General features: G+C 73.1%; 23 protein-coding genes and 1 pseudogene. 7 read left to right on the top strand and 17 right to left on the bottom strand.

Annotated elements, in window-relative coordinates:
• Nucleotides 1-67 precede the first annotated feature (67 nt).
• Both FBY23_RS10515 and FBY23_RS10510 read left to right on the top strand, forming a co-directional pair.
• Entirely contained in the window at nt 68-964 is an 897-nt protein-coding gene (locus FBY23_RS10515; RefSeq protein WP_141798098.1) for a phenylalanine 4-monooxygenase, read from the top strand.
• A 140-nt stretch (nt 965-1,104) separates the two neighbouring features.
• A complete protein-coding gene (locus FBY23_RS10510; protein ID WP_141798097.1) occupies nt 1,105-2,127 on the top strand; it encodes a hypothetical protein in 1,023 nt (340 codons plus the stop codon).
• 39 nt (nt 2,128-2,166) lie between these two features.
• On the opposite strand, the gene FBY23_RS10505 is transcribed toward FBY23_RS10510, so the two are convergent.
• The 4 genes and pseudogenes from FBY23_RS10505 to FBY23_RS10495 form a co-directional block, all read right to left on the bottom strand.
• Nucleotides 2,167-3,093 carry a LysR family transcriptional regulator gene (locus tag FBY23_RS10505; RefSeq protein ID WP_141798096.1) on the bottom strand — a complete coding sequence of 309 codons (927 nt, stop codon included), beginning with the start codon at nt 3,091-3,093 and terminating at the stop codon, nt 2,167-2,169.
• Between the two features lie 2 nt (nt 3,094-3,095).
• The gene (locus FBY23_RS10500; protein WP_222117789.1) at nt 3,096-3,590 is read right to left on the bottom strand and encodes a sensor histidine kinase KdpD; all 495 of its coding nucleotides are present in this window, start codon (nt 3,588-3,590) and stop codon (nt 3,096-3,098) included.
• 15 nt (nt 3,591-3,605) lie between these two features.
• Nucleotides 3,606-3,683, bottom strand: a pseudogene (locus FBY23_RS26910) (hypothetical protein); the annotation flags it as partial.
• Between the two features lie 41 nt (nt 3,684-3,724).
• The gene (locus tag FBY23_RS10495) at nt 3,725-4,396 is read right to left on the bottom strand and encodes a hypothetical protein (protein WP_141798094.1); all 672 of its coding nucleotides are present in this window, start codon (nt 4,394-4,396) and stop codon (nt 3,725-3,727) included.
• A gap of 26 nt (nt 4,397-4,422) precedes the next feature.
• On the opposite strand from FBY23_RS10495, the gene FBY23_RS10490 reads away from it, so the two are divergent.
• The 4 genes from FBY23_RS10490 to FBY23_RS10475 all read left to right on the top strand — a co-directional run bounded on the left by FBY23_RS10490 (nt 4,423) and on the right by FBY23_RS10475 (nt 9,013).
• Entirely contained in the window at nt 4,423-5,097 is a 675-nt protein-coding gene (locus FBY23_RS10490) for a response regulator transcription factor (RefSeq protein WP_141798093.1), read from the top strand.
• Nucleotides 5,098-5,123: 26 nt separating this feature from the next.
• Entirely contained in the window at nt 5,124-6,395 is a 1,272-nt protein-coding gene (locus FBY23_RS10485; RefSeq protein WP_141798092.1) for a hypothetical protein, read from the top strand.
• 100 nt (nt 6,396-6,495) lie between these two features.
• Entirely contained in the window at nt 6,496-7,830 is a 1,335-nt protein-coding gene (locus tag FBY23_RS10480) for an FAD-dependent oxidoreductase (RefSeq protein ID WP_141798091.1), read from the top strand.
• 70 nt (nt 7,831-7,900) lie between these two features.
• Nucleotides 7,901-9,013 (top strand): S1C family serine protease, encoded by a 1,113-nt coding sequence (locus FBY23_RS10475; protein WP_141798090.1) that lies wholly within the window; start codon nt 7,901-7,903, stop codon nt 9,011-9,013.
• Nucleotides 9,014-9,029: 16 nt separating this feature from the next.
• Here FBY23_RS10475 and FBY23_RS10470 read toward each other — a convergent pair whose 3' ends face one another.
• From FBY23_RS10470 to FBY23_RS10435, 8 genes are read right to left on the bottom strand one after another with little or no spacing between them, the layout of a single operon-like run.
• Nucleotides 9,030-10,160, bottom strand: coding sequence for an FAD-dependent monooxygenase (locus FBY23_RS10470; RefSeq protein WP_141798089.1), 1,131 nt, complete (start codon nt 10,158-10,160; stop codon nt 9,030-9,032).
• Between the two features lie 17 nt (nt 10,161-10,177).
• Nucleotides 10,178-11,680 carry an aldehyde dehydrogenase gene (locus tag FBY23_RS10465; RefSeq protein WP_141798088.1) on the bottom strand — a complete coding sequence of 501 codons (1,503 nt, stop codon included), beginning with the start codon at nt 11,678-11,680 and terminating at the stop codon, nt 10,178-10,180.
• Nucleotides 11,677-13,332: a thiamine pyrophosphate-binding protein gene (locus tag FBY23_RS10460; protein ID WP_141798087.1), complete on the bottom strand. Its 1,656-nt coding sequence runs from the start codon at nt 13,330-13,332 to the stop codon at nt 11,677-11,679. Before FBY23_RS10460 ends, FBY23_RS10465 begins: the two co-directional genes overlap by 4 nt.
• Nucleotides 13,333-13,370: 38 nt before the next feature.
• Nucleotides 13,371-14,177: an SDR family oxidoreductase gene (locus FBY23_RS10455; protein WP_141798086.1), complete on the bottom strand. Its 807-nt coding sequence runs from the start codon at nt 14,175-14,177 to the stop codon at nt 13,371-13,373.
• 4 nt (nt 14,178-14,181) lie between these two features.
• Complete coding sequence (locus FBY23_RS10450; protein WP_141798085.1) at nt 14,182-14,691, bottom strand: cupin domain-containing protein; 510 nt, start codon at nt 14,689-14,691, stop codon at nt 14,182-14,184.
• Nucleotides 14,688-15,503, bottom strand: a complete 816-nt coding sequence (locus FBY23_RS10445) for an alpha/beta fold hydrolase (RefSeq protein WP_222117788.1) — start codon at nt 15,501-15,503, stop codon at nt 14,688-14,690. Before FBY23_RS10445 ends, FBY23_RS10450 begins: the two co-directional genes overlap by 4 nt.
• The gene (locus FBY23_RS10440; RefSeq protein ID WP_141798084.1) at nt 15,504-16,310 is read right to left on the bottom strand and encodes an aspartate dehydrogenase domain-containing protein; all 807 of its coding nucleotides are present in this window, start codon (nt 16,308-16,310) and stop codon (nt 15,504-15,506) included.
• Nucleotides 16,307-17,245, bottom strand: coding sequence for a VOC family protein (locus tag FBY23_RS10435; protein ID WP_141798083.1), 939 nt, complete (start codon nt 17,243-17,245; stop codon nt 16,307-16,309). Before FBY23_RS10435 ends, FBY23_RS10440 begins: the two co-directional genes overlap by 4 nt.
• A gap of 101 nt (nt 17,246-17,346) precedes the next feature.
• Between FBY23_RS10435 and FBY23_RS10430 the strand changes: the two genes are divergently transcribed.
• Nucleotides 17,347-17,874: a MarR family winged helix-turn-helix transcriptional regulator gene (locus tag FBY23_RS10430; RefSeq protein ID WP_141798082.1), complete on the top strand. Its 528-nt coding sequence runs from the start codon at nt 17,347-17,349 to the stop codon at nt 17,872-17,874.
• Nucleotides 17,875-17,888: 14 nt separating this feature from the next.
• Here the strand turns inward: FBY23_RS10430 and FBY23_RS10425 are convergent, their stop codons facing one another.
• From FBY23_RS10425 to FBY23_RS10405, 5 genes are read right to left on the bottom strand one after another with little or no spacing between them, the layout of a single operon-like run.
• Nucleotides 17,889-18,965 carry a sugar phosphate isomerase/epimerase gene (locus FBY23_RS10425; protein WP_141798081.1) on the bottom strand — a complete coding sequence of 359 codons (1,077 nt, stop codon included), beginning with the start codon at nt 18,963-18,965 and terminating at the stop codon, nt 17,889-17,891.
• Nucleotides 18,955-20,418, bottom strand: coding sequence for an FAD-binding oxidoreductase (locus tag FBY23_RS10420; protein WP_141798080.1), 1,464 nt, complete (start codon nt 20,416-20,418; stop codon nt 18,955-18,957). Before FBY23_RS10420 ends, FBY23_RS10425 begins: the two co-directional genes overlap by 11 nt.
• Entirely contained in the window at nt 20,415-21,503 is a 1,089-nt protein-coding gene (locus FBY23_RS10415; protein ID WP_141798079.1) for a sugar phosphate isomerase/epimerase, read from the bottom strand. The genes FBY23_RS10420 and FBY23_RS10415 overlap by 4 nt, the downstream gene beginning before the upstream one ends.
• Complete coding sequence (locus tag FBY23_RS10410; RefSeq protein WP_141798078.1) at nt 21,500-22,342, bottom strand: ATP-binding cassette domain-containing protein; 843 nt, start codon at nt 22,340-22,342, stop codon at nt 21,500-21,502. Before FBY23_RS10410 ends, FBY23_RS10415 begins: the two co-directional genes overlap by 4 nt.
• Entirely contained in the window at nt 22,339-23,361 is a 1,023-nt protein-coding gene (locus FBY23_RS10405) for an ABC transporter ATP-binding protein (protein WP_260805888.1), read from the bottom strand. The genes FBY23_RS10410 and FBY23_RS10405 overlap by 4 nt, the downstream gene beginning before the upstream one ends.
• Between the last annotated feature and the right edge of the window lie 7 nt (nt 23,362-23,368).

Genomic DNA, 23,368 nt, shown 5'->3' with positions numbered 1-23,368 from the left:
GGCGTCACGGATAGCCATTCGTCCGACCCGACTCGCATTTGTGTGGACCGAGTCACAGACTGCTGCCATGTTCGAGGAAGGTCAGTACTTCGCGCCCGTGACCGCCGACGAGGACGGTTCGCTCAAGGTCCATCTCGGTGCCGACCACCCCGGGTTCGCCGACCCGGCGTACCGCGCCCGTCGCGACGCCCTCGCCACCCTCGCCAGCAACTGGCGTCCGGGCCAGCCCTGCCCGACGGCGGAGTACACCGCCGACGAGCACGAGGTGTGGCGGGTCGTCAGCGAGGCGCTGGTGACCAAGCACCGCGCCTACGGCTGCCGTGAGTTCCTCGACGGCAAGGAGTCCCTCGGCCTCCCGATCGACCGGATCCCGCAGCTCGCCGAGGTCAGCGAGTGGCTCGCGCCGCTGACCGGCTTCAGCTACCGCCCCGCCGCCGGCCTGGTCCCGCTGCGCGAGTTCTACGGCACGCTCGCCGACAGGGGGTTCTGGTCCACGCAGTACGTCCGCCACCACTCGGTGCCGCTCTACACGCCCGAGCCCGACGTGCTGCACGAGGTCGTCGGCCACGGCAACACCCTCGCGAACCCGCGCTTCACCGCGCTCTACGAGCTCGCCGGCCAGGCCTCCCGCCGGGTCCGCACCACCGAGGCGCTGGAGTTCGTCAGCAAGGTCTTCTGGTTCACCCTCGAGTTCGGCGTGCTGTGGGAGTCCGGCGAGCTCAAGGCGTACGGCGCCGGCATCCTCTCCTCCCCCGGCGAGATCGAGGCGTTCCGCGGCATGAACATCCGCCCGCTCGACATCGCCGCGATGGGCACCCAGCTCTACGACATCACCGACTACCAGGACGTGCTGTACGTCGCTGACTCGTTCACCCAGCTCGAGGACGTCGTCGGCGGATTCTGGGCCGACTGCACCGACGACTCGATCGCCGAGATCCTGGCCCGCACCCCGGCCCACGCCTGACCCGGGCTCGCGTCGTACCTGACGAATCTGCTCTCTCGACGGGCAGATCGCGACAGATCCGTCAGGTACGACGTGCCAGGCTCCGCGCGGCCTGTGGATGAGCCTCGCAACCACTCCCGATCTCACCCATGCTCGCCGGCATGGGACTCGACATCACCCGCTCCGGTCTGGTCGTGCCGGTGCGCATCGATCCGTCCGGCCGTGCCGGGCCGACCCCAGGGCAGGTCCGTGGACGGCGCTGGCGCACTGCCGGGCCGTACCACTTCGTGCCCGCCGACGTCGCCCTCACGACGCAGCAACGCATCCTCGAAGCCGTCGCCTGCCTCCCACCCGGCTCGGCAGCGACCGGCTGGGCCGCACTGAGCTGGCTCGAAGCACGGTGGTTCGACGGTGTCGCCGCCGACGGGTCGGCGCTGCCGGTGCCGGTGGCGCTGGGCGACCGACGGGTCGCCCGCAAGCGGCCGGGGGTGACCCTCTCGGAGGACTGGCTCTTCGCCGACGACGTCGTCGTCATCGACGGGCTCCCCGTCACGATCCCGTTGCGCTCGGTCACCTTCGAAGCCCGCACCGCCTCCGACGACATCGCCGCCGTCCGCGCGATCGACATGGCCGCGTACGACGACCTGGTCGACCTCGCCTCCCTGCACGCCTACACCGCACGCCTGATCAGCCGCCGCGGCAAGCGCCGCCTCGAACGCGCCCTCGCCGTGGCCGACGAGAACGCCTGGTCGCCGATGGAGGTCGTGATGCGGCGGATCTGGCACCAGCACCGCAGCGGCATCCTGCTCTGCAATGCCCCGATCTTCGACCTGCAGGGCCGCCACCTGTTCACCCCCGACCTTCTCGACCCCGTAGCGGGCGTCGCCGGCGACTACGACGGCGTCGATCACCTGGAGGGCGGTCGGCACAGTCGCGACCTGATGCGTGAGGAGCTCACTCGCCGGGCGGGCATCGAGGTGGTCACGATGATGGCGGGACGCGGCGAAGCGGCGCGCTTCCGGTACCGGCTCGACGGAGCGCTGGCCCGCGCCGCCGGGCCGACCGTGCCACGCACCTGGACACTCGCACAGCCCGACTGGTGGGTCGACACCTCGACCGTGGCGCGTCGGCGCGCGCTCACACCCGCGCAGCGCGAGATCTGGCTCCGGCACCGTCGTACCTGACGGATCTGCTCCTTCCGTGGCCGGTCCACGACAGATTCGTCAGGTACGAGGACTGCGAGCGGCCCAGGCGACCAGCTCGCGCGCCGGTCCCTCGGGCGGGTGCGGCCCGCCCTTCCAGACCGCGTGCAGGCGGCGGGTGAGGTCGAGGCCGGTGACGGTGATCCGGACCAGCCGACCGGTGGCGAGGTCGTCGCGTACGGCGTGCGCGCCGACCGCGGCCGGACCGGCACCGGCGGCGACGGCGGCTCGCACGGCAGCGGTGCTGGAGAGCTCGAGGACGGGCGTCGCGCGGGGCAGGTCGGCGAGGGCCCGCTCGAGGACGGTGCGGGTGCCCGACCCCGCCTCCCGTACGACGAGCGGCGTGGCCGCGAGGGTCTCGGCGCTCACCCGGCGACGGGACCTCAGCGACCACGGGTGCTGGGGTCCGACGACGACGAGCAGCTCGTCGGTGCCGACCAGGCGGCGACGCAGGCCGCGCGGGGCCTCGGGACCCTCGACGAACCCGAGCGCCACGTCGCCGCCCTCGACCAGCTCGGCCACCCGGACGCTGTTGGTCGCGGTCATCCTGACCTCGGTCGGCTGCTGGCCGCGCTGCACCTGCTGCGCGCGCAGGCCGACCAGCCAGCCGGGCAGCAGATGCTCGGCGATGGTGAGGCTGGCGGCGATGTCGAGGTGGCCGCGACGATCGGCCCGCAGGGCGGCGATGCCGGCGTCCAGCTCCTGTGCGGCGTCGAGCACCCGGTCGGCCCACTGCACGACCAGCTCGCCGGTCGGCGTCAGCTCCGAGCCGCGCTTGCTGCGGGCCACGAGCGGCTCCCCGACGAGCGCCTCCATGGTCCGCACCCGGGAGGACGCGGCCTGCTGGCTGATGCCCAGCTCAGTGGCGGCAGCCCCCAGCGAACCGGTCCGGGCGACGACGACGAGCAGCTCCAGCGCACGCAGGTCGGGGACGTGGGGGCCGAGCATGCTCACAACGATACGTTGTGAGCACGGTCGGGCGCCGCAGGAAGGGCGACCCGGAACCGCGCGCCGCTCCCCCGCGCGTCCACCGCCTCGACCGAACCACCCACCGTGGCGGCGATCCGGCGACTCAGCGGGAGCCCCAGGCCGGTGCCGCCGCGGCCCGAGAAGCCGGGCTCGAACGCGCGCTCCCGCACCCCCGCGGCCAGGCCCGGTCCGTCGTCCTCCACCTCGATGACGACGGAGCCGCCCTCGCGGCGTGCCTCCACGTCGACCCTGGACTCAGCGAACCGCGCGGCGTTGTCCACCACCGGCGCCAGCACCCGCACCAGCACCGCAGCGGGGACGATGACCGCGGCGTCGGAGGCCACGTCGGCGACGAGCTCGACCGTCTCGCCGGCCGCGTCACGCAGCTCGTCGATCACGTCGTCGACATGGGTCGGGTCTCCGTGGGATGCGCGCTCGCGCGCCATCGCCAGCAGGGTCGTGATCGTCTCGCTCATGGAGCGGGCCAGGCCGAGGACCCGGGCCAGGTCGGCCCGATCCTCCGGCGCACCGCCTCCTCGCAGCTCCAGCAGCTCGACCGTCCCGACGATGCCGGTGAGCGGGGTCCGCAGCTCATGGGCAAGCTCGGAGGTCAGCCGCTGCTCGGACTCCAGGGCCCGCGCGACCCGGTCGAGCAGCCGTCGAGGGTGGTCGCGAGGTGCGCGAGCTCCGGGCCGTCAGGGACCTCCCCGAAGCGGCGGCCGACGTCGCGGGCGCTCCAGTCCGCTGCCCGGTCGGCCATCGTCGCCACCGGCCGCAGCGCCTGCGAGGTGATCCGGCTCGCGAGCAGGCCACTGGCCAGCAGGACGACGGCGCCGGCCACGACGGTCGCGAGGAGGGCGTACCGCTCCGCCCGCTCGTAGGGCCCGGTCGGCTCCGCGACCACCACCACGCCGTGCCACCCGGCGGGCGTGCGGAACGGCGTCGCCCGCAGCCGCACGCTCTCGTTCGGCGCGAGGTCACGCACCGACCTCACGCGCGCGAGCCGGTCGGCTCCTGCACGCTCGGAGGAGGCGAGGGTGTCCACCACGACCGATCCCGCGGCGTCGTACACCCGCACCCCGGGCTCGACCCGGCCGGCCAGTGCAACGGCAGCCGAGCCGTCGGAGCGTGCGACCGCGATCACCGTGTCGGTGCGCGCCTCGAGGACGCGGCCGATGTCGCGCTCGGCCGTCAGCGCGAGCACGATCTGGATACCGCAGCCGACCGCGACCATGACCGCGAGCATCAGCAGCACCGTCGAGACCACGATCCGCCTGCGCACGCGGCCAGCATGGCAGGCTGGTCGGCATGGCGCGGGTCGGAGTGTGCGAGGACGATCCCGAGATCCGCCGCGTCGTGGCCGACGCGCTGCGACTGGCCGGCCACGAGCCGGTGGTCGCGCACGACGCCGGCGAGGCGATGCGGCTGCTGGCCGCCCCGACCCAGATTGGCGCCCTGATCCTCGACGTCGGCCTGCCCGACGGCGACGGTCGCGACCTGTGCCAGGCGCTGCGGGCAGGAGGCCAGGAGGCGCCGGTGCTCTTCCTGACCGCGCTCGACGCCCTCCACGACCGGCTTGCCGGTTTCGGCGCCGGCGCTGACGACTACCTGGTCAAGCCCTTCGCGGTGAAGGAGCTGCTCGCCAGGGTCGAGGTGCTGGTACGCCGTAGTGCGCCAGCCACGGCGACCACGAACGGGGTCCGGCTCGACCCGACGCGGCACGCACTGGTCGACGGGTCCGGCGAGGTGGCACTCAGCCCTACGGAGTTCCGGATCCTGGCCACCTTGATGGCCCGTCCCGGCGAGGTGGTCCGCCGCGCCACGCTCGTCGCGGCCGCCTGGCCCGACGGCGCGATGGTCAGCGAGAACACCCTCGACTCCTACCTGCGCCGGGTGCGACGCAAGATCTCCGAGGTCGACATGGCGGCCGAGATCACCACCGCCCGGGGCGTCGGCTACCGATTCGAGCAGTCAGGTTCCTGACAGGTCGGGTCGGCCACCCTCGGCCCATGTCCACGACAGCCTCGACAACTCCCTCCCGCTCCACACGGGCCCTGCTGCTGAACAAGGTCCCGGAGGTCACCGCCTGGTTCTGGATCATCAAGGTCCTGTGCACAACAGTGGGCGAGAGCTTCGCCGACTGGATCAACGTGAACCTCGGTGTCGGACTGGTCCGCACCGCCATCATCTTCACCGCCGTCTTCGCGGTGGCCCTCGCCGTCCAGATGCGTGCCCGGCGCTATGTCCGGGCCCTCTACTGGCTCACCGTCGTCGTCGTCAGCGTCACCGGCACCCTCTACACCGACATCCTCACCGACCAGCTCGGCGTCCCCCTGTGGATCAGCACCACCGTGTTCTCGGTCGCGCTCGCCGCGGTGTTCGGGATCTGGTGGGCCCGCGAGCGCACCCTGTCGATCCACAGCATCGTCACCACCCCGCGCGAGGCCTTCTACTGGCTGGCCGTCCTGGTCACCTTCGCCCTGGGCACCGCCACCGGCGACTGGACCCTCGAGCTCACCGGCTGGGGCCCCGGCCGCTCGGTGCTCCTGCCGCTCGGCCTGATCGCCGCGGTGACCGCCCTGTGGCGCTTCGGCGCCAACCCGGTGCTGTCGTTCTGGGTCGCCTACATCCTCACCCGCCCGCTCGGCGCCAACATCGGCGACTGGCTCGCCTCGCCCAAGTCGGAGCAGGGTCTGGGCCTGGGCACCTTCGGCACCAGCGCAGTGTTCCTCGGCACCATCCTGGCCACCGTCGTGCTTCTCACGATCACCCGCAGTGACGTCACCGAGCGGCGCACGAACGACGAGCCGTCGTACGACGTCGCCCCGACCCGCGAACGCGTCGCCCTGGCCGGGTTCGGCGCCCTCGCGGCGCTCACGGTCGGTCTGCTCGCCTACGCCAACAGCCAGCCGCACGTCAGCGCGCTCGATGCGGAGGAGGGCAAGGCCCCGTCCTGCGCGGCCGGCCCGATCAGCGCCGGAGAGGCCCACACCCGAGCGGGTACGGCGTTCCCGGCAGCGACGACGTCGAGCTACCGCACCATCGTGGAGGACACCCGTCAGCTCGTGGCAAGCGGGGACCAGGGCGGCGCCACCAAGCGGATCACCGACCTGGAGACCGCGTGGGACAACGACCAGGCCGACCTCCAGCCGGCCGACTGCGCGGCGTGGAACGTCCTCGACCACCAGATCGACGACGTCCTCACCTCGGTCCGGGCCAGCCACCCCAAGGCGAGCGCCGAGGAGTCGACGATGGACACCCTGCTGACGACCCTGCCGTGACCCGGCGGTGACTCACGTCACGGGACTCCCAAGACGACCTTGTGAGCACCCAACCACAACCTCGTTCTGTGAGCCGGTGCGAACGCCCAGACTCGTTGACATGACTCTCCGTGTTGCGATCGTCGGCGGTGGCCCGGCCGGCATCTACGCCGCCGACATCCTCACCAAGGCGGACACCGACGTGTCCGTCGACATCCTCGAGCGGCTTCCCGCTCCCTTCGGCCTGGTCCGGTACGGCGTCGCACCGGACCACCCGCGGATCAAGGAGATCATCAAGGCGCTGCAGCGGGTGATCGCCAAGCCGGAGGTCCGCTTCCTCGGCAACGTGGAGTACGGCGTCGACGTGAAGCTCGAGGACCTGCGCGAGTTCTACGACGCGGTGGTCGTCTCGACCGGCGCGATGGGCGACCGCGACCTCGGCATCCCCGGCGAGGAGCACTCGTACGGCGCCGCCGACTTCGTCTCCTGGTACGACGCCCACCCGGACGTGCCGCAGACGTGGCCGCTCGAGGCGACCAGCGTCGCCGTCCTCGGTGTCGGCAACGTGGCGCTCGACGTGGCCCGGGTGCTCGCCAAGACCGGCGACGAGATGCTCGTCACCGACATCCCGGCCCACGTCCACGCGGGCCTGAAGGCCAAGACCATCACCGACGTGCACGTGTTCGCGCGCCGTGGGCCGGCGTACGCGAAGTTCTCGCCGCTGGAGCTGCGCGAGCTCAACCACTCGCCCGACGTCGAGGTGATCGTGCACCCCGAGGGCTTCGACGTGGACGAGCACGGGATGGCGCACATCGCCGAGCACAAGTCGCAGAAGATGGTGCTCAACACGCTCACCAGCTGGGTAGGTGCCGACCCGGTCGGCAAGCCGCACCGGATCCACCTGCACTTCGCCGAGGCGCCCATCGAGATCGTCGCCGACGCCGACGGCAGGGTCACCACGCTGCGCACCGAGCGCACCCACTCCCCCAACGCCGACGGCAACGTCGAGGGCACCGGCGAGGTGACCGACTGGGACGTGCAGCAGGTCTACCGCGCCATCGGCTACCGCAGCAGCGCGCTGCCCGGCCTGCCGTTCGACGACCGCGCCGCGGTCATCCCGAACGACGGCGGCCGGGTGCTCGACCTGGACGGCACCCCGATCCCCGGTACGTACGTGACCGGCTGGATCAAGCGCGGACCCGTGGGCCTGATCGGGCACACCAAGTCCGACGCGGCCGAGACCGTCGCGCACCTGCTCGCCGAGACCCGGGAGACGGCGACCGCCCGGCGCACCGAGGACGTCGACGCGTACTTCGCCGAGCGCGAGGTGGACGTCGTCACCCACACCGCGTGGGAGCGGCTGGACGCGCACGAGGTCGCGCTGGGCGAGGCCGAGGGCCGCGCCCGGGTGAAGGTGGCGACCCGCGAGGAGATGCTGGCCGCCGGGCGCGGCTGAGCGCGGACCTCGTGGCCCGCGCTGGGCCGGGACACAGCCGCCGCACAGGCAGGGTGCGCAGCATCGGGGCATGACCCGTCACCCCCTCGCCCTCGGTACCGCCGCCCTGCTGCTCGTCGCGACCGGTGCGGGCGGCGCCGCCGTCGCCACGCACCTGCTGGCGGACGAGGCCGCCCCGACGTCGAGCGCGGCCACGACCCAGGTCCCGACGACGCCGGAGGTGCCGGCGACGCCGTATGTCCGGCGCCAGTCGTACGTCCCCGGCGCCACGGGCCGGGACACGGCCGACGCGACGGACGAGCAGTCGACCGGAGTCGTCGAGATCTCCTCGACGCTCACCAACGGGACCAGTGCCGGCACCGGGCTGGTCCTCGACTCCGACGGCACGATCGTCACCAACCACCACGTCGTCGAGGGCGCGACGGCCATCGAGGTGACGGTCGTGACGACGGGGCGCACCTACACCGCGCGGTACGTCGGCGCGAACGCCACCACCGACGTCGCCGTCCTGCAGCTGGAGGACGCGAGCGGACTGACCCCGGTCGAGCTGTCCGACACCGCGGCCGCCGTCGGCGACGAGATCACCTCGGTCGGTGACGCGGGCGGCGACGGCGGCTCGTTGACCGCCTCCCCCGGCACGGTCGCCGCGTTGCACGACGACATCACCGTCGAGAGCACCGACGGGTCCCCCGGCGGCACTGCACTGACCGACCTGATCCGGATGGACGCCTACGTCGTCCCCGGCGACTCCGGCGGCGCCGTGCTGGACGCCGACGGCGAGGTCGTCGGCATGAACGTCGCCGCGTCGAGCGGCAGCAGCGACGTCACCGGCTACGCGATCCCGGTCGCCACCGTGGAGCGGGTCGTCGCGCAGATCGAGTCGGGCGACACCGGCAGCGGCGTCGAGCTCGGGTACGACGGCTACCTCGGCGTCGCCCTCGACCCCTCGGCCGGCGCACCGCTGGTCGCCGAGGTCACCCACAGCAGTGCCGCCGCCTCCGCAGGCATCGCCGCCGGCGACACGATCACCCGCGTCGACGGCACCGCGGTGGGCACGACCGACGAGCTCCGTGCCGCGATCAGCGCCCACGCGGCCGGCGACCGGGTCACCGTCACCTGGACCACCGCCACCGGTTCGACCGAGTCGGCCACCGTCACGCTGGGCGAGGCGCCGGTCTCGTGACCGGCACGCCGGGCCGTCAGGCCAGCGCGACCTGCCAGGCGTCGTAGGCATAGACCCAGTCGGCGTCGCCCGACGACTTCAACCAGGTGTTGCCGCGCGAGCCGACCTGGATCCGGCTGGTGCGGGGCAGGCGTGCGGCCTCGTAGCCCTTCAGCGCCTGCCCGACATCGGCGGCGCCGTCTGCGATCGCCCGGGTCAGCACGACCGCGTCCTCGATCGACATGGCAGCGCCCTGCGCCATGAACGGCATCATCGGGTGCGCGGCGTCGCCGAGCAGGGTGGCCCGGCCCAGGGACCACTGCGGCAGCGGGTCGCGGACGTAGAGCGCGGACTTGAGGACCGACTCGCAGGCGTCGAGCAGGGCCCGCGCCTCGGGGTGGAAGTGCGCGTACATCGCCCGCAGCTCGACGACGTCGCCCGGCGTCGTCCAGGACTCCTCGGTCCAGGACTCCTGCGGGGTCGTCGCGAAGATGAACGTGTCCCGCCCGCGGTTGAGCGGGAACGTGACGATCTGGGTCTCGGGGTCCGGCCCCCACCACTTGGTGAAGGCATCGAGGTTCGGCACGTCGAGACGGTCCGAGGGGACCACCGCGCGGAACGCCACGACCCCCGTGAACTCGGGGCTCTCCTTGCCGAACAGCGCGGACCGCACGCTGGAGTGGATGCCGTCGGCGCCGATCACGACGTCGACCTCCGCGGTCGCGCCACCGTCGAAGTCCAGTCGCACCGGGCCGTCCGGCCCCTGGTCGAGGGCAACCAGCCGGTGGCCGAGGCGGATCACCTCGGGCGGCAGCTCCCGCTCGAGCGCGGAGAGCAGGTCGGCCCGGTGGATGGTGAGCTGCGGGGCGTCGTACTTCCGCTCCGCGGCGTCGCCCATCTCCAGGCGCGAGGTCTCCTCGCCGGTGTCCCACGTCCTGCTGATGCGGTACGTCGGCCGCGCGGCCGAGTCCCGGATCGCGACCCCGACACCACCACCGACGCCGTCGAGCGCGCGGACCGCGTTGGGGGTCAGGTTGATGTCCGCGCCGACCCGGCCGAACTCGGGCGCCTGCTCGAAGACGGTGACCGCGATCCCTCGCGCGCGCAGGCCGATGGCGGCGGCCAGGCCGCCGATCCCGCCCCCGACGATGCCGACGTGCATGCTCATGTCGTGCCCTGCCCTTCCTAGAAGCCCGGTCGGTCCGCCCAGGCGATCGGCCCGGACGTGCCCAGATAGATGCTCTTCTGCCGCTGGTACGCGCGGATCGCGCCCAGCCCCTTCTCGCGGGTGGAACCGCTGTCCTTGACGCCGCCGAACGGGGTGGCGATCGACAGCTGCTTGTAGGTGTTGACCCAGACCGTGCCCGCGTCGACGGCGCGCGCGATGCGCCAGGCGCGGGCGAAGTCCCGGGTCCAGATGCCGCACGCGAGTCCGTACGCCGAGTCGTTGGCCGCCGCGACCAGCTCCTCCTCGTCGCGCCAGCGCAGCGCCACCAGGACCGGGCCGAAGATCTCCTCGCGCACGACGGACGCGTCGGCACCGAGTCCGTCGATCACCGTGGGCCGCAGGTAGCTGCCCGCCGCGAGCGCAGGGTCGGACGGCCGCACGCCGCCGGCCCGCAGCGTCCCGCCGGCGGCGAGGCCGTCGGCGATGAAGCGCTCGACGGAGTCTCGGTGGGAGGCGGTGATGAGCGGCCCGAGCTGGGTGCCCTCGGCCCGGGGGTGCCCGACCCGCAGCGCGTCGGCGCGCTCGGCGATGCGGGCCACGACCTCGTCGTACACGCTGTCGTGGACGAACAGCCGCGAGCCGGCGATGCAGGACTGCCCCTGGGAGCTGAAGATGCCGTAGAGGATGCCGTTGACCGCGAGGTCGAGGTCCGCGTCGGGCAGCACGATCGTGGGCGACTTCCCGCCGAGCTCGAGCGAGGTCGTCTTGAGCAGCCGGGCCGCGGTGGCGGCCAGCTCCCGACCGGTGTCGGTGCCGCCGGTGAAGGACAGGTGACCGATCCCGGGATGCTCGACGATCGCCTGGCCGACGGTGCGCCCGGGGCCGGGCAGCACGCTGACCAGGCCCTCGGGGATCCCGGCCTCGAGCAGCAGCGCGCCGAGCTCGAGGGCGAGCAGCGGCGTCCACGCGGCCGGCTTGAGGACGACGGCGTTGCCGGCGGCGAGCGCGGGGGCGACCTTCTGGGCCTCGGAGGCGATCGGGCTGTTCCACGGGGTGATCGCACCGACCACTCCGATCGGCTCGTGCACCGAGAAGGTCAGGTAGCCGCCGCGCGAGGGCGGGATCGCGCCCTCCTCGGTCTCGAGGAGCGCCGCGACGTACCGGAAGGTCCCGGCCGCACTCGCGACCAGCGCCCGGGTCTCGGCGAGCGGCTTGCCGTTGTCGCGGCTCTGCAGCAGGGCGAGCTCCTCGCTGCGCGCCTCGATCAGGTCGGCGGTGCGGGCGAGGTAGCGGGCCCGCTGGTGCGGCAGCATCGTGCGCCACGCCGCGGCCGAGCGCGCGGCCTCGCCACGGCGCACGGCGCTGTCGACGTCGGCCGGCACCGCCCCGGCCAGGGTGGCGATGGTGCTGCCGTCGGCGGGGTCGGTCGTGACGATCTCGGCACCGGTCCCCTCGACCCACTCGCCGCCGACGAGGATCCGCCCCTCCGGGGCCAGGCGATCAGTGATGACGGCGCTCATGAGGGTGCTCCCGGGACGTGGACGGGCGGGGTGAAGGGGCGCGGCATCGGCGGGTACGCCGCCAGGTCGACCTCGACGACGACCGGGCCGCCGAGCGCGACGGCCTGCTCGAGCGTGGCCGCGACCGCACCGGGGTCCGCGATGCGCAGGTGCGCCAGCCCCATCGAACGGCACAGGGTCGCGTAGTCGGGGGCGAGCAGGTCGACGCCGGAGCGTGGGCTGCCCAGCGACTCCTGCATGTTGCGCAGCACGCCGTAGCCGCCGTCGTTGAAGACCAGCAGCACCAGCCAGGGCCTCTCCTGGGCGAGGGTGGTGAGCTCGCCGAGGTGGACCGCGAGGCCGCCGTCGCCGACGATGCCGACGCTGGGCCGGTCCGGCCGGGTGATCGCGGCGCCGATCGCCATGCCGAGGCCCTGGCCGATGCCGCCGCCGCGCGGGAAGACGTTGCCGCGGGCGTCGTACATCTCCAGCAGGCGGTTGCCCCACGAGCTCGACGCGATGGTGACGTCGCGGGCGACGACCGCGTCGCGCGGCAGCACCTTGCGCAGGGCGTCGGCGAAGGCCGCGTGCTCCCCGAGACCGGCGCGCTGGGCCTCGCGGACCGACGCGCGGGTGACCCGCACCCGCTCCGACCAGGCGGCGCGCGGCGCAACGTCTGCTGCGACGAGGGCGTCGACGACGGCGCCCAGGAAGGCGTTCGCGTCGGCGACGACACCGACGCTCGCCGGGAAGACCCGGCCGAGGGCGGCGGGGTCGAGGTCGACCTGGACGTGCGTCGTGGGTACGACGAGGCCGTAGTCACCGGTCTCGTTGGAGCGGAAGTGGGTGCCGACGCTCAGCAGCAGGTCGGCGTCGGCGAGCAGGCTGCGTCCCCCGGGCGTGGTCGCGTAGTTGCCGACGCACAGCTCGTGGTCCTCGGGCACCGCGCCGCGTCCCGAGTTGCTGGTGAACAGGGCGGCTCCGGTCAGCTCGACCAGCCTGCGCAGCGATGCGCCGGCCCGGGCGACTCCCCCGCCGGCCCAGATCGCCGGCCGCTCGCTGCCCCGCAGCAGGCTGACCACCTCGGCGACCTTGACCGGGTCGACCGGGGCGGCGGGCGCCGGGGTCGCCGGAGCCGGAAGTCCCACGGGGACGGCGTACTGCAGGTCGATCGGCCACTCGACGCTCGCCGGACCGCCGGGAGCGGCGAGCGCCTGCTCGGCCGCCTCCTGCAGCACGGCGCCGGCCGACGCGACGTCCGGCACGGTGACCGCGTGCTTCGAGACCGCCCTGAGCATGCCGAGCTGGTCCTTGGTCTCGTGGATGAAGCCACGCCCCGAGCCGAGGTACGGCGTGTCCACCTGGCCGGTGACGTGCAGCACCGAGGTCCCGGCGCTGAGCGACTCGACGAGCGAGCCGGCGGCGTTGCCGGCGCCGGTGCCGGTGCTGGTCAGCGCGCAGCCCAGTCCGTCCCGGGCCCGGGCGTAGCCGTCGGCGGCGTTGACCGCGCTCGCCTCGTGACGGACCGGCACGAAGCGGAGGTCACGGTCCACGGCCTCCACCAAGGGGAGGTTGTGGACGCTGACGATGCCGAAGACGGTGTCGACGTCGTAGCGGCGCAGCAGGTCGACGAGCAGGTCGCCGCCGGTGCGCTCCGGTGCCGGGCTGGTCATGGGAGTTCTCCTCGGGAGGGTGACGGGAGGGTGAAGGGTCAGAACAGGCCGCGGGAGACGCCGCCGCAGACGTCGAGCGCCGCGCCGGTGACGTACGACGAGCGCGGGGACAGCAGGAAGGCGATCGCCGAGGCGACCTCCTCGGCCCGGCCGAACCGGCCGAGTGCGATGCCGCGGTCGGCGGCGATCTCCCGCTCCCAGTCGGCGTAGTCGCGGGTGTCGCCGGAGTCGTCGTAGCGACGGCGCCACTGGCCGGTGTCGACCAGGCCGAGGCAGACCGAGTTCACCCGCACCCCGCGGGCGGCGTACTCCACCGACATTGACTTGGTCAGGTTGAGCAGGCCGGCGCGGGCCGCGGAGGTGGTGACGAGCCGCGGCTCGGGCTGCTTGGCGAGCACCGCGTTGACGTTGACGACCGAGGCCACCGGCGACTTCTCGAGCCAGGGCAGCGCGTCGCCGAGGACGTTGAGCACGCTGCTGAACTTGAGGTCCAGCTCGTCGAGGAAGTCGGCGGCGCGGACGTCGGCGAGCCCCGCCATCCGGGACTGGCCGGCGTTGTTGACCACCCCGTCGAGGCCGCCGAAGGCCTGCGTCGCGTCGTCCACGAGCGACGCCACGGCCGCGGCGTCGCGAACGTCGCAGACCCGTGTGAGCAGCGCGCCCGACAGCTCAGCGGCACCGAGCGCCGCCGCCAGCTGCGCCGCCGCGGCGTCGAGCCCATCGGCCCGCCGCCCGCACGTGACCACGCGCGCCCCTTCGGCCAGCAACAGCCCGACGGTGGCCAGACCGACCCCCGAGCTGCCGCCGGTGACGAGGTAGGTGCGGTCGCGCAGCTCCAGGTCCACGGGCTCAGTCCCGGGTCACGCCGTGCATGGCCGACGTCTCGGGGTAGGTCGGGACCTGCGGCTTCTGGGCGCCGATGATCACGCAGAAGAGCGCGTCCTCGTCGCCGTTGTTCTTCAGGCTGCGCGGGACGCCCGCGGGCACGACGATCATGTCGCGGTAGCCGAGGGTGCGCTTGACGACCTGCCCGTCGCGGTGGATACCGACCTCGACCTCGCCCTCGAGGACGAAGAAGGCCTCCTCCGCGTCGTGGTGGGTGTGCTCGGGGCCCTCGGCGCCGGGCGGCAGCAGCATGTTGGAGAACGTGAAGCCCTGCGACTTGACGGTCCGGTTGTCGTTCTCGTGGTTGCCGGTCGCGCCCGAGCCCACGTAGCGGATCTGGGCGCGCTTGAACTGGTCGCCGGCCTTGGCCTGGAAGCCCAGGGTGTCCCAGTCCTCGTGGCGGGTGGCCCGGGTGAGGATGAGCGAGTCGGTGAACTCGGCGAGGTCGTCGGCGGTGTCGTACTGCAGGGTCATGGGATCTTCCTTTCGTGGAGGTCGGTCGCGGGCTGGGCCGCGGCCAGGAGGTCGGCCGCGCGGGTGAAGCCGCGCAGCCAGGCGTTGACCAGGGCGGGACGCTCCTGGTTGGCGAGGTGGCCGGCGCCCGGGACGAGCACCAGCGCGGAGCCGGGCACCAGGGCCGCGATCTCGCGGGCCCGCGCCGGGCCGGTCACCCGGTCCTCGACGCCCGCCATCACCAGCGTGGGTGCGGTGATCCGGGCCAGGTCGTCGGTGAGGTCGGCCGCGGCCATGACCTCGGCGGCACAGGCATAGCCCGCAGGACGTATGGCGGCCGCCATCGTCGCGACGACGTGCTCGACGAGCGCGGGGTCGGCGCCGGGGGCCAGCAGCCGCGGCCCGCGCTGCCGGGCGAAGTCGGTGGCGCCGAGGCGGACCAGCTCACCGGACCGCTCGCGCATCTGCGCCGCCCGCACCGGGTCGACGCCGGAGCCGAGGCTGGCGCCGATGACGGTGAGGCTGCGGACCAGGCCGGGCCGGGTCGCGGCGGTGCGCAGGGCGAGCACGCCGCCCCACGAGACCCCGACCAGGTGGACGGGGTCGTCGCCGAACCGGTCGCCGGCGAGGGCGGCCAGCCGGTCGACGTACCCGTCGAGGTCGAGGGCCGTGTCGGGGTCGGTGGACGCGGCGTACCCGGGAGCGTCCCAGGCCACCATCCGCAGCTCGTCGCCGAGCGCCGAGAGCTGGTGGCCGAAGGCGAGCGACGAGGACCCGATGCCGTGCAGCATCAGCGTCGGTGAGCCGCTGCCGCCCTCGCGGAAGGCCAGCACCTAGACCACCCCGCTGGGGCGGCCGACCAGGGCGGCGAGCGAACGGAGCACGGCGTGCGGGACCACACCGCTGGTGCGGGGGTTCTGCGGCGAGGGCAGGTTCTCGATCTCGAAGGAGTAGCGGCCGGCGGCACCCTCGGCGACCACCCGGTGGCAGGTCAGCTCCGCGGCGGGATCGGCGATCAGCCGGACGTCGACCAGGTCGAAGTCGCCGACCACCCAGCCCAGCGTCGCCGCGACGTTGAGCGAGCGCGGGAAGAGCCGCGTCGCCTCCCGGGCGTTGCCGCGGAAGACCTCGATCGGCTCGGTCGCGACCCGCAGCAGGTCGGCGTCGTGGTCGTCCATCCACGGCTGCACCAGGGTCGTGGGGAGCTTGGTCGTGGTCACCTCGACCCGGGTCAGCGGGCCCTGGGCGGCGGCCGAGGAGAGGATGTCGAGACCGCCGATGGCGCCGGCCGTCAGCAGGAAGCGACCGGGGCCGGCGGCGCGGACCGCTGCCGCCACCTCGGGGTCGGCCAGGGCGCCGACCGAGGTGATGAGCAGGTCGATCCCCCGCTCGAGAATGCCGACCGCGCTCTGCGCGACGACGGCCTGGCCCGCGCACTCGACGACCACGTCGGCCTGGTCGAGCGCGGCCTCCAGCCGCAGCTGGGGCACCCCCAGGTCACCGACGGGCTGCGGGTCGACGACCGCGACGGGGACCACGTCGGGGACGTCGCCGCGCAGCAGGGCGGCGACGACGCTCGCGCCGATCACCCCGCCACCGATGACGACGGCCCGGATCGGCGTGTCGACCGCGGCGGTCACGAGGCCACCACCGGATCGGCCGCGTCGAGGTCGCCCAGGGCGCCGTGGTCCTCGACGCCGGCCATGTGGGTGCGCACGTCGGTCGACGGCGGGCCCGCCGTTCCCCACAGGTCGGAGAGCTCCGGCACCCGGCGCCACACCCGGCACAGCCACTGGTCCTCGACGACCTGCGCGACGTCGGAGGTGTACTCGCACACCAGGCCGGCGGGGTCGGCGAAGTAGGAGAAGGTGTTGTTGCCCGGACCGTGCCGGCCCGGGCCCCACAGCGGCGTGATGCCGTGGTGCTTGAGCGAGCCGATGCCGCGCATGAAGTGGTCCATCGACGCCATCTCGTAGGCGACGTGGTTGACCGAGGTCCACGCCGCCTGGTTGAACGCGATGCTGTGGTGGTCGGTGTTGCAGCGCAGGAAGGCCATCTGGTGCTCCGACCAGTCCGAGACCCGCATGCCGAGGACCTGCGTGTAGAAGGCGACGGCCCGGTCGATGTCGACGGTGTTGAGCACGACGTGGGTGACGCCGATCGGCACGGGCAGGTCGCGGCTGCGGGGCGTCACCGAGTGGACGTCGCAACTGAGCTCGATCCGGCGGCCCTCGGGGTCGACCAGGACCAGGCCGTAGCCGGCGCCGGCGTCGGCGAGCGGCCCGGGCTCGCGCAGCAGCGGGACGCCCTGGGCCACCAGCCGGCGGGCGGCCTCGTCGACCTCGGCCGGCGTACGGACCGCGAAGCTGATCCGGCCCAGCGCGTTGCGCTCGGCGCGGCTGAGCTGGAGCACGTGGTGGTCGGGGCCGGAGCCCCGCAGCCAGGTGTCGTCGGTGTCCCTCTCGACGACCGAGAGGCCCCACACCTCGGAGTAGAAGTCGCTGCAGGCGGTCACGTCCGGGACACCGAGCTGGACCGACCGCAGCGAGTGCAGTCGTACGACGGGCTGGTTCATGACTCCTCTTTTCCTTAGGACTTAATCTTTAAGTGCTTACTTACTTACTGTCAAGCATGTTGGGTGGAAGGAGTCGGCCGATCGTGGCTAGCATCCGCGTCATGGCCCACCAGGACGCTGAGGCAACCGACGTGCTGTCCGACGTCGACCGGTTCGTGCAGCAGTGGCGCGAGCAGCGTCCCGATCTCGACCCGTCGCCCATCGCCCTGTTCGGTCGTGTGCACCGCGTCTACCTGCGCTACCAGGCGGTCATCGCCAAGTCCTTCGACGACTACGGCCTCAACCCGGCGTCGTTCGACGTGCTCGCCGCGCTGCGCCGCGCTGGCGAGCCCTACCGGATGTCCGGCACCGAGCTGGCCGCGGAGTCGCTGCTGTCCTCGGCCGGCATCACCTTCCGGCTCGACAAGCTCGAGCAGGCCGGGCTGATCACGCGGATCCGCGACACGCACGACCGCCGGGTCGTGCACTCCCAGCTCACCCCCGAGGGCCTGGCGCTGATCGACCAGGCGATCGCCACGCACCTGGCCAACGAGCACCGGCTGCTGGGCGGCGTCGATGCCGACGACGCCGCCCAGCTCGCCGCGCTCCTGCAGCGGCTCGAGGACTCGATCCTCTCCGCGCAGGAGTAGCGGCACCGGGGTCATCACACCGGCCCTGCCCCGATCTGCGCGGCGATCTGCGCAGCGACGGCGCGCAGGTGCGCGACGCTGTCGAGCACGAACCGCTCGCGCTCGGCGTCGTCGGCCGGCTCGGCCAGCGAGGCGAGCGAGCGCCGCTCCCCGCGGGCGACCGCGTCCTCGTAGCCACGGGCCAGGCGGACCAGCTCGGCCAGCTCGACGGTCGTCATGTCCGGTTGGCCGGCGTGCCACAGCGGGTCGTGGATCGGGATCGGCAGCTGGAAGCGGCGACCCATGATCCCCTCGATCGACAGCGCCTTGCGGGGCGCGTCGAGCAGCGCGGTCATCAGCGCCGGCCAGTCGATGACCCCCTGGCCACAGGGTGCGAGCACCCGGCACAGGCCCTGCTCGGTGAAGAACAGGGCACCGTCGCGCACGTGGGTCTGCCGGGTGTACGGCGCGACCCGGTGCGCCGCGGCCACCGGGTCCTCCCCACGGATCAGCACGTTGGCCGTGTCGAAGGTGATCCCGAACGCGTCGGGGCCGCCCTCCTCGACCAGCCGCACCAGCTCGAAGGTGGTGATCTCCTCGTGTGTCTCGATGTTGAGGTGCGAACCGTGCTCGCGCAGCACCGGCGCGATCTCGGCCATCACCTTGCCGGTCGCCCGCAGCTGGTCGTTCCAGGTCACGTCGGTGCGGTAGCGGTCGCAGGCCAGCCGGCCGGCCAGGTCGAACTTGTAGTTCGCCGTGGCCGCCCAGATCTCGTGGATCCCCGCGGCGGCGCACGCCGCCACGATCCGCTCGATGCCGGCCAGGTAGTCGCCGTCGCCGAGCGCGCGGATCTCCGGCGCCTCCGGGGCCGCGAAGGGGTTGATCTTCGCGGCCCCGACCTCGAGGTAGAGACCGAGCCCGTCGGCCTGCTCCCGCAATGCCGTCAGCTCGCCGACGTCGAGCGTCGGGCTGAGCTCGAGCGCCGAGCGGAAGAACACGCCCTCCAAGCCGGCCCTCGCGGCCTTCGCCAGCAGCCACGCGGCGTCAGTTCCCGCGGGCGCGGGGAACTTCGAGCTGTCCGTCCCGATCCGGAACCCGAGGTCATTCGTCATCGAGGACGTCCTCGCCCTCACCGGACAGGTCCACGAGACCGCGGCGGAAGACGTTGCGGGGGTCGTACTCCCGCTTCACGGCGACCAGGCGGTCGTACTTGTCGCCGTAGGCGTAGCGCGCCGCGTTCTCGTCACCGGCCACGCTGGTGAAGTTGATGTAGGTCCCGTTCTTGTAGGGGTCCATCTCCGCGTCGAAGCCCGACACCCAGTCCATCAGCTCCGGGGCCTCGGACGGGAACTCCCACTCGGCGCCGGCGCTCGCCATGAACTTCGCCGACGTGCGGTCGCTGGTCGAGGTCGCCATCGGGTCGACCCGCGCCGCCTGCCCGCCACGGGGGTAGAGCTGGTACGGGCAGGCGAAGTGCGGCGCGATGGTCGAACGGGCCTGCAGCGGCCGGCCCGGGTAGGCGTCCGACCACTTGAGGACCGTGTCGATGGCCTCGTCGGGGAACTCGTTGAGCATGCTGTTCTTCCAGTAGCGACGCACGCCGTAGCGGAAGTCGTCGTCGCACGCGCGCTGCAGCTCGACGTGCGGCACCTGGTACTCGGTCTGCCACACCGGCGAGCCGGCGCCCATCATCGAGTCGGTCAGGGTGCGGCCCTCCTCGGCGTCGCCCCAGTGGATCGTGGCGACCGAGACGACCTGGCTGCCGCGGTACTTCGCGGGCACGACGGTCCAGAAGTCCGGCACCTCGACAGTGCGGGCGTAGGTGACGACGTTGTCGGCGGCGTCGTAGCTCCAGTCGCGGAAGTGCTGGAGGACGCGCTTGCGGTCCTCGCCGACGTAGAACGCCTGGCGCACGTTGGCCTTCATCGTGAAGGGCGTGTAGCGGAAGGTGAACTTCGTCGCGATGCCGTAGTTGTGGCCCGCGCCGCGCACCGCCCAGAACAGCTCGGGGTGCTCGTCCTCGTTGACCGTGAGGATCCGGCCGTCGGCGACGACGAACTCCACCTCGACCACGTGGTCGGTGGTCAGGCCGTACATCCGCGACAGGTAGCCGGTCCCACCGCCGAGGGTGAGGCCCGCGACGCCGGTGTGCGACACCGTGCCGGCAGGTACGACGACGCCGTGCTCGGCGCAGGCCCGGTCCAGGTCACCGAGCCGGCAGCCGGCGCCGGCCGTGACCGTGCCGGCCGCGTGGTCGAAGGTGACCTCCTTCATCGGGCCGGTGTCGAGCAGCACGGCGCCGTCGATGACGGCGGTGCCCGCCAGGTTGTGGCCGCCGCCGCGGACCGTGACCTCGAAGCCGTTCTCGAGGGACCAGGTCAGCGCGCGGGACACGTCCTGGGCGGTGCGGCACGAGACGATCGCGGCCGGGCTGCGGTCGATGTCGGCGTTCCACACGTGGCGCTCGAGGTCGTAGTGCCGCTCCCCGGGCAGGATCACGGGGCAGTCCACGGCGCTCTTCAGCCCGGCGATGTCCGCCCGGGTCGCGTTCGCGGTCGTGCTCATGGGATGTACTCCTTCGTCGGATGGGTGTGGTCTCCGGCAGCGGTGACGCTGCGGAGGTGCCCGGCACTTCGGCGGAGGAATTCCTCCCGCGTGAACAGCCCGCCCGCCCGCAGCAGGGCTGCGTCGGGACGATCGAATGAGCGGACGTGGTGCTCGTAGGCACCGACGCAGTCGAGGACCGCGCCAAGCTCGAGGGGATCCAGGTCGGGGTGGGCGGCCCGCCAGCGGGGGTCGTCGTGCCAGACCTGCATCGCCGGCTGGTGGGGACCGGCCGGCTCGATGGAGAGGTGGAGGTCGGGGTTGGCCCCCAGCAGCACGCCGAGGACGTCGGCCCAGTCGATGACGCCGTCCCCACACGGCAGCAGGTAGCGGTCCGGCGCCTCCGGTCCCTCGACGATCGCGACGTCGCGCAGGTGGCACATCCGGGTGTACGGCGCCACCCGGCGTGCCGCCGCCTCGGCGGTCTCGCCGTGCACGTAGACGTTCGCGGTGTCGAAGGTGACGCCGAGGACGTCGGGGCCCACCGCCTCGACGAGCCGGACCACGTCGTACGTCGTGATCTCCTCGTGGGTCTCCAGGTCGAGGTGCGACCCGCAGGCGCGCAGCACCGGGGCGAGCTGGCGCAGGAGCCCCTCGGTCGCGGCCATCTGGTCGGCCCACGGTGCGTCACGGCGGTAGCGGTCGTTCTTGTGCAGCCCCGGCAGCCCGGCCTGGAAGTTGCCGGTCGCGGTCCACAGCTCGTGGCAGCCGATCGCCGCCGCGGCCTCGATCATCCGCTCCATGCCCGTGACGTAGCTGCCGTCGCCGAGGCGGCGGATCTCCGGCAGCTCGGCGGTCATGTAGGGGTTGACCTTGCCGACGCCGAGCTCGAGGTAGAGGCCCAGCCCGGCGGCCGCGTCGGCGACCTCGCGAAGCAGGCCGGGGTCGAGTGTCGGCGAGAGCTCGTAGAGGGTGCGCACCAGGACGCCGTCGAGGCCGAGCTCGGCGGCGTCGGCGAGCACCTGGGGCCAGGGCACGTCGACGGCCCCCTTGAGGGCGCGGTGCGGCGACGGCAGCTTGACGTCAGCGCCGATGCGCGGGCTCATGCACTCCTCCGCTCTGCGGCCGCGGCCGCGCGTCGGGCGCGGTCGCGGTCCGGGTCGGGGATCGGGATCGCCGCCAGCAGGCTCTTCGTGTACTCGTGCTGCGGCCGGTCGAACACCTCGGCGCACGGACCGCTCTCGACGACGACGCCGCGCTGCATGACCATCACCTCGTGGCACAGGTGGCGCACCAGGGCGAGGTCGTGGGCGACGAACACGACGGCGAGGCCGAGCTGCTGCTGCATGTCGAGCAGCAGGTTGACCACCTGGGCCTGGACGGAGACGTCGAGGGCGGACACCGGCTCGTCGCACACGAGCACCCGCGGGCCGACGGCCAGCGCGCGGGCGATCGCGATCCGCTGCCGCTGGCCTCCGGAGAACGAGCGCGGGAAGCGGTCCAGCACGGTGGCGTCGAGGCCGACCAGATCGAGCACCTCGACGACGCGGGCGCGGCGCGCCTCGCGGGTGCCGGCCATGCGGTGGATGTCGAGGCCCTCGCCGACGATCGTCTCGACGGTCATCCGCGGGTTGAGGCTGGAGTAGGGGTCCTGGAAGACCATCTGCACGTCGCGCCTGAAGCGGCGCCGCGTGGCGCGGTCGGCACCGGCGAGCGGCACGCCGTCGAAGAGGACCTGGCCGGTGTCGGCGCGCTCGAGGCCGACGACGCAGCGCAGGGTGGTCGACTTGCCGCTGCCGGACTCGCCGACGATGCCCAGGATCGCGCCGGGGCCGACGCTGAAGCCCACGTCGTCGACCGCACGCGTGGCGTCGCGGCGCGAGCCGAAGGAGCGGGTCAGGCCGCGGGCCTCCAGGATCGGCGTGCCCTCGGTGGTCGTGCTCATCGGTTCCCCTCCCCCGCGAGTGCGAGCGGGTGGTGGCAGGCGACGTCGGCCGTGCCGAGGCGTCGTAGGTCGGGTCGGGTCTCGGCGCAGTCGGCCTCGGCGCGGGCGCAGCGCGGGTGGAACGCGCAGCCGCCGGGCCGCGAGGAGGGCTGGGCGGGGCTGCCGGCGATCGGCGCGAGGGCGCCGTCGCGGTCGACCCGGGGCACGGAGGCGAGCAGGCCGGAGGTGTAGGGGTGCCGCGGGGTCCGGTACAGCTCGCGGACCGGTCCGGTCTCGACCCCGCGCCCGGCGTACATGACCGCGACCCGGTCGGCGAAGCCGGCGACCAGACCGAGGTCGTGGGTGATCAGGACGACGCCCATGCCGAGGTCGGCGACCAGTGAGTCGATCAGCGTGAGCACCTGCTCCTGCACCCGGACGTCGAGCGCGGTTGTCGGCTCGTCGGCGATGAGCAGGTCGGGGTGCGCGACGATGGCCATCGCGAGGCAGACCCGCTGGCGCATGCCGCCGGAGAACTCGTGCGGGTAGGCCCGCATCCGCCGCTCGGCGTTGGGGATGCCGAGCCGGTCGAGGGTCTCGACGGCGCGCTTGCGGGCCTCGGCCTTGCCGACGCCGTGCACCCGCAGGGACTCCATCACCTGGCTGCCGATCGAGCGGACCGGGTTGAGCGTGGTCATCGGGTCCTGCAGCATCAGGCCGATCCGGCGGCCGCGCTGGGCGCGCATCTCGCGATCGCTGAGGGCGAGCAGGTCGGTGCCGTCGAGGCGCACCCGGCCGCTGACGGACGCGCGGTGGTCGAGCCGGAGCAGCGCCCGGGCGGTGACCGACTTGCCCGAGCCGGACTCGCCCACCAGGGCCACCCGCTCCCCGCGAGCGACGGTGAGGCCGAACCCGGAGACGATCTCCACGGCGCCCGCCGCGCTCGGGTAGCTGACCGTCAGGTCGCTCACCTCGAGCAGTGGACGGGGTGCGAGGTCCTCGCCCGGGGCCGGGACGGGTACCTCCACGTTGAGGCTCACGATGTCG

This window comes from Nocardioides sp. SLBN-35 (assembly GCF_006715725.1).
Classification (GTDB): Bacteria; Actinomycetota; Actinomycetes; order Propionibacteriales; family Nocardioidaceae; genus Nocardioides.
This window is presented reverse-complemented; position numbering and strand designations above follow the sequence as displayed.

Coding starts and splice junctions, on each gene's coding strand:
- FBY23_RS10425 (WP_141798081.1), bottom strand. CDS start 18,965: ATGACGAATGACCTCGGGTTCCGGATCGGGACGGACAGCTCGAAGTTC.
- FBY23_RS10450 (WP_141798085.1), bottom strand. CDS start 14,691: ATGACCCTGCAGTACGACACCGCCGACGACCTCGCCGAGTTCACCGAC.
- FBY23_RS10420 (WP_141798080.1), bottom strand. CDS start 20,418: ATGAGCACGACCGCGAACGCGACCCGGGCGGACATCGCCGGGCTGAAG.
- FBY23_RS10465 (WP_141798088.1), bottom strand. CDS start 11,680: ATGAGCGCCGTCATCACTGATCGCCTGGCCCCGGAGGGGCGGATCCTC.
- FBY23_RS10435 (WP_141798083.1), bottom strand. CDS start 17,245: ATGAACCAGCCCGTCGTACGACTGCACTCGCTGCGGTCGGTCCAGCTC.
- FBY23_RS10460 (WP_141798087.1), bottom strand. CDS start 13,332: ATGACCAGCCCGGCACCGGAGCGCACCGGCGGCGACCTGCTCGTCGAC.
- FBY23_RS10470 (WP_141798089.1), bottom strand. CDS start 10,160: ATGAGCATGCACGTCGGCATCGTCGGGGGCGGGATCGGCGGCCTGGCC.
- FBY23_RS10485 (WP_141798092.1), top strand. CDS start 5,124: ATGTCCACGACAGCCTCGACAACTCCCTCCCGCTCCACACGGGCCCTG.
- FBY23_RS10510 (WP_141798097.1), top strand. CDS start 1,105: ATGGGACTCGACATCACCCGCTCCGGTCTGGTCGTGCCGGTGCGCATC.
- FBY23_RS10410 (WP_141798078.1), bottom strand. CDS start 22,342: ATGAGCACGACCACCGAGGGCACGCCGATCCTGGAGGCCCGCGGCCTG.
- FBY23_RS10505 (WP_141798096.1), bottom strand. CDS start 3,093: ATGCTCGGCCCCCACGTCCCCGACCTGCGTGCGCTGGAGCTGCTCGTC.
- FBY23_RS10430 (WP_141798082.1), top strand. CDS start 17,347: ATGGCCCACCAGGACGCTGAGGCAACCGACGTGCTGTCCGACGTCGAC.
- FBY23_RS10480 (WP_141798091.1), top strand. CDS start 6,496: ATGACTCTCCGTGTTGCGATCGTCGGCGGTGGCCCGGCCGGCATCTAC.
- FBY23_RS10415 (WP_141798079.1), bottom strand. CDS start 21,503: ATGAGCCCGCGCATCGGCGCTGACGTCAAGCTGCCGTCGCCGCACCGC.
- FBY23_RS10475 (WP_141798090.1), top strand. CDS start 7,901: ATGACCCGTCACCCCCTCGCCCTCGGTACCGCCGCCCTGCTGCTCGTC.
- FBY23_RS10515 (WP_141798098.1), top strand. CDS start 68: ATGTTCGAGGAAGGTCAGTACTTCGCGCCCGTGACCGCCGACGAGGAC.
- FBY23_RS10500 (WP_222117789.1), bottom strand. CDS start 3,590: ATGAGCGAGACGATCACGACCCTGCTGGCGATGGCGCGCGAGCGCGCA.
- FBY23_RS10490 (WP_141798093.1), top strand. CDS start 4,423: ATGGCGCGGGTCGGAGTGTGCGAGGACGATCCCGAGATCCGCCGCGTC.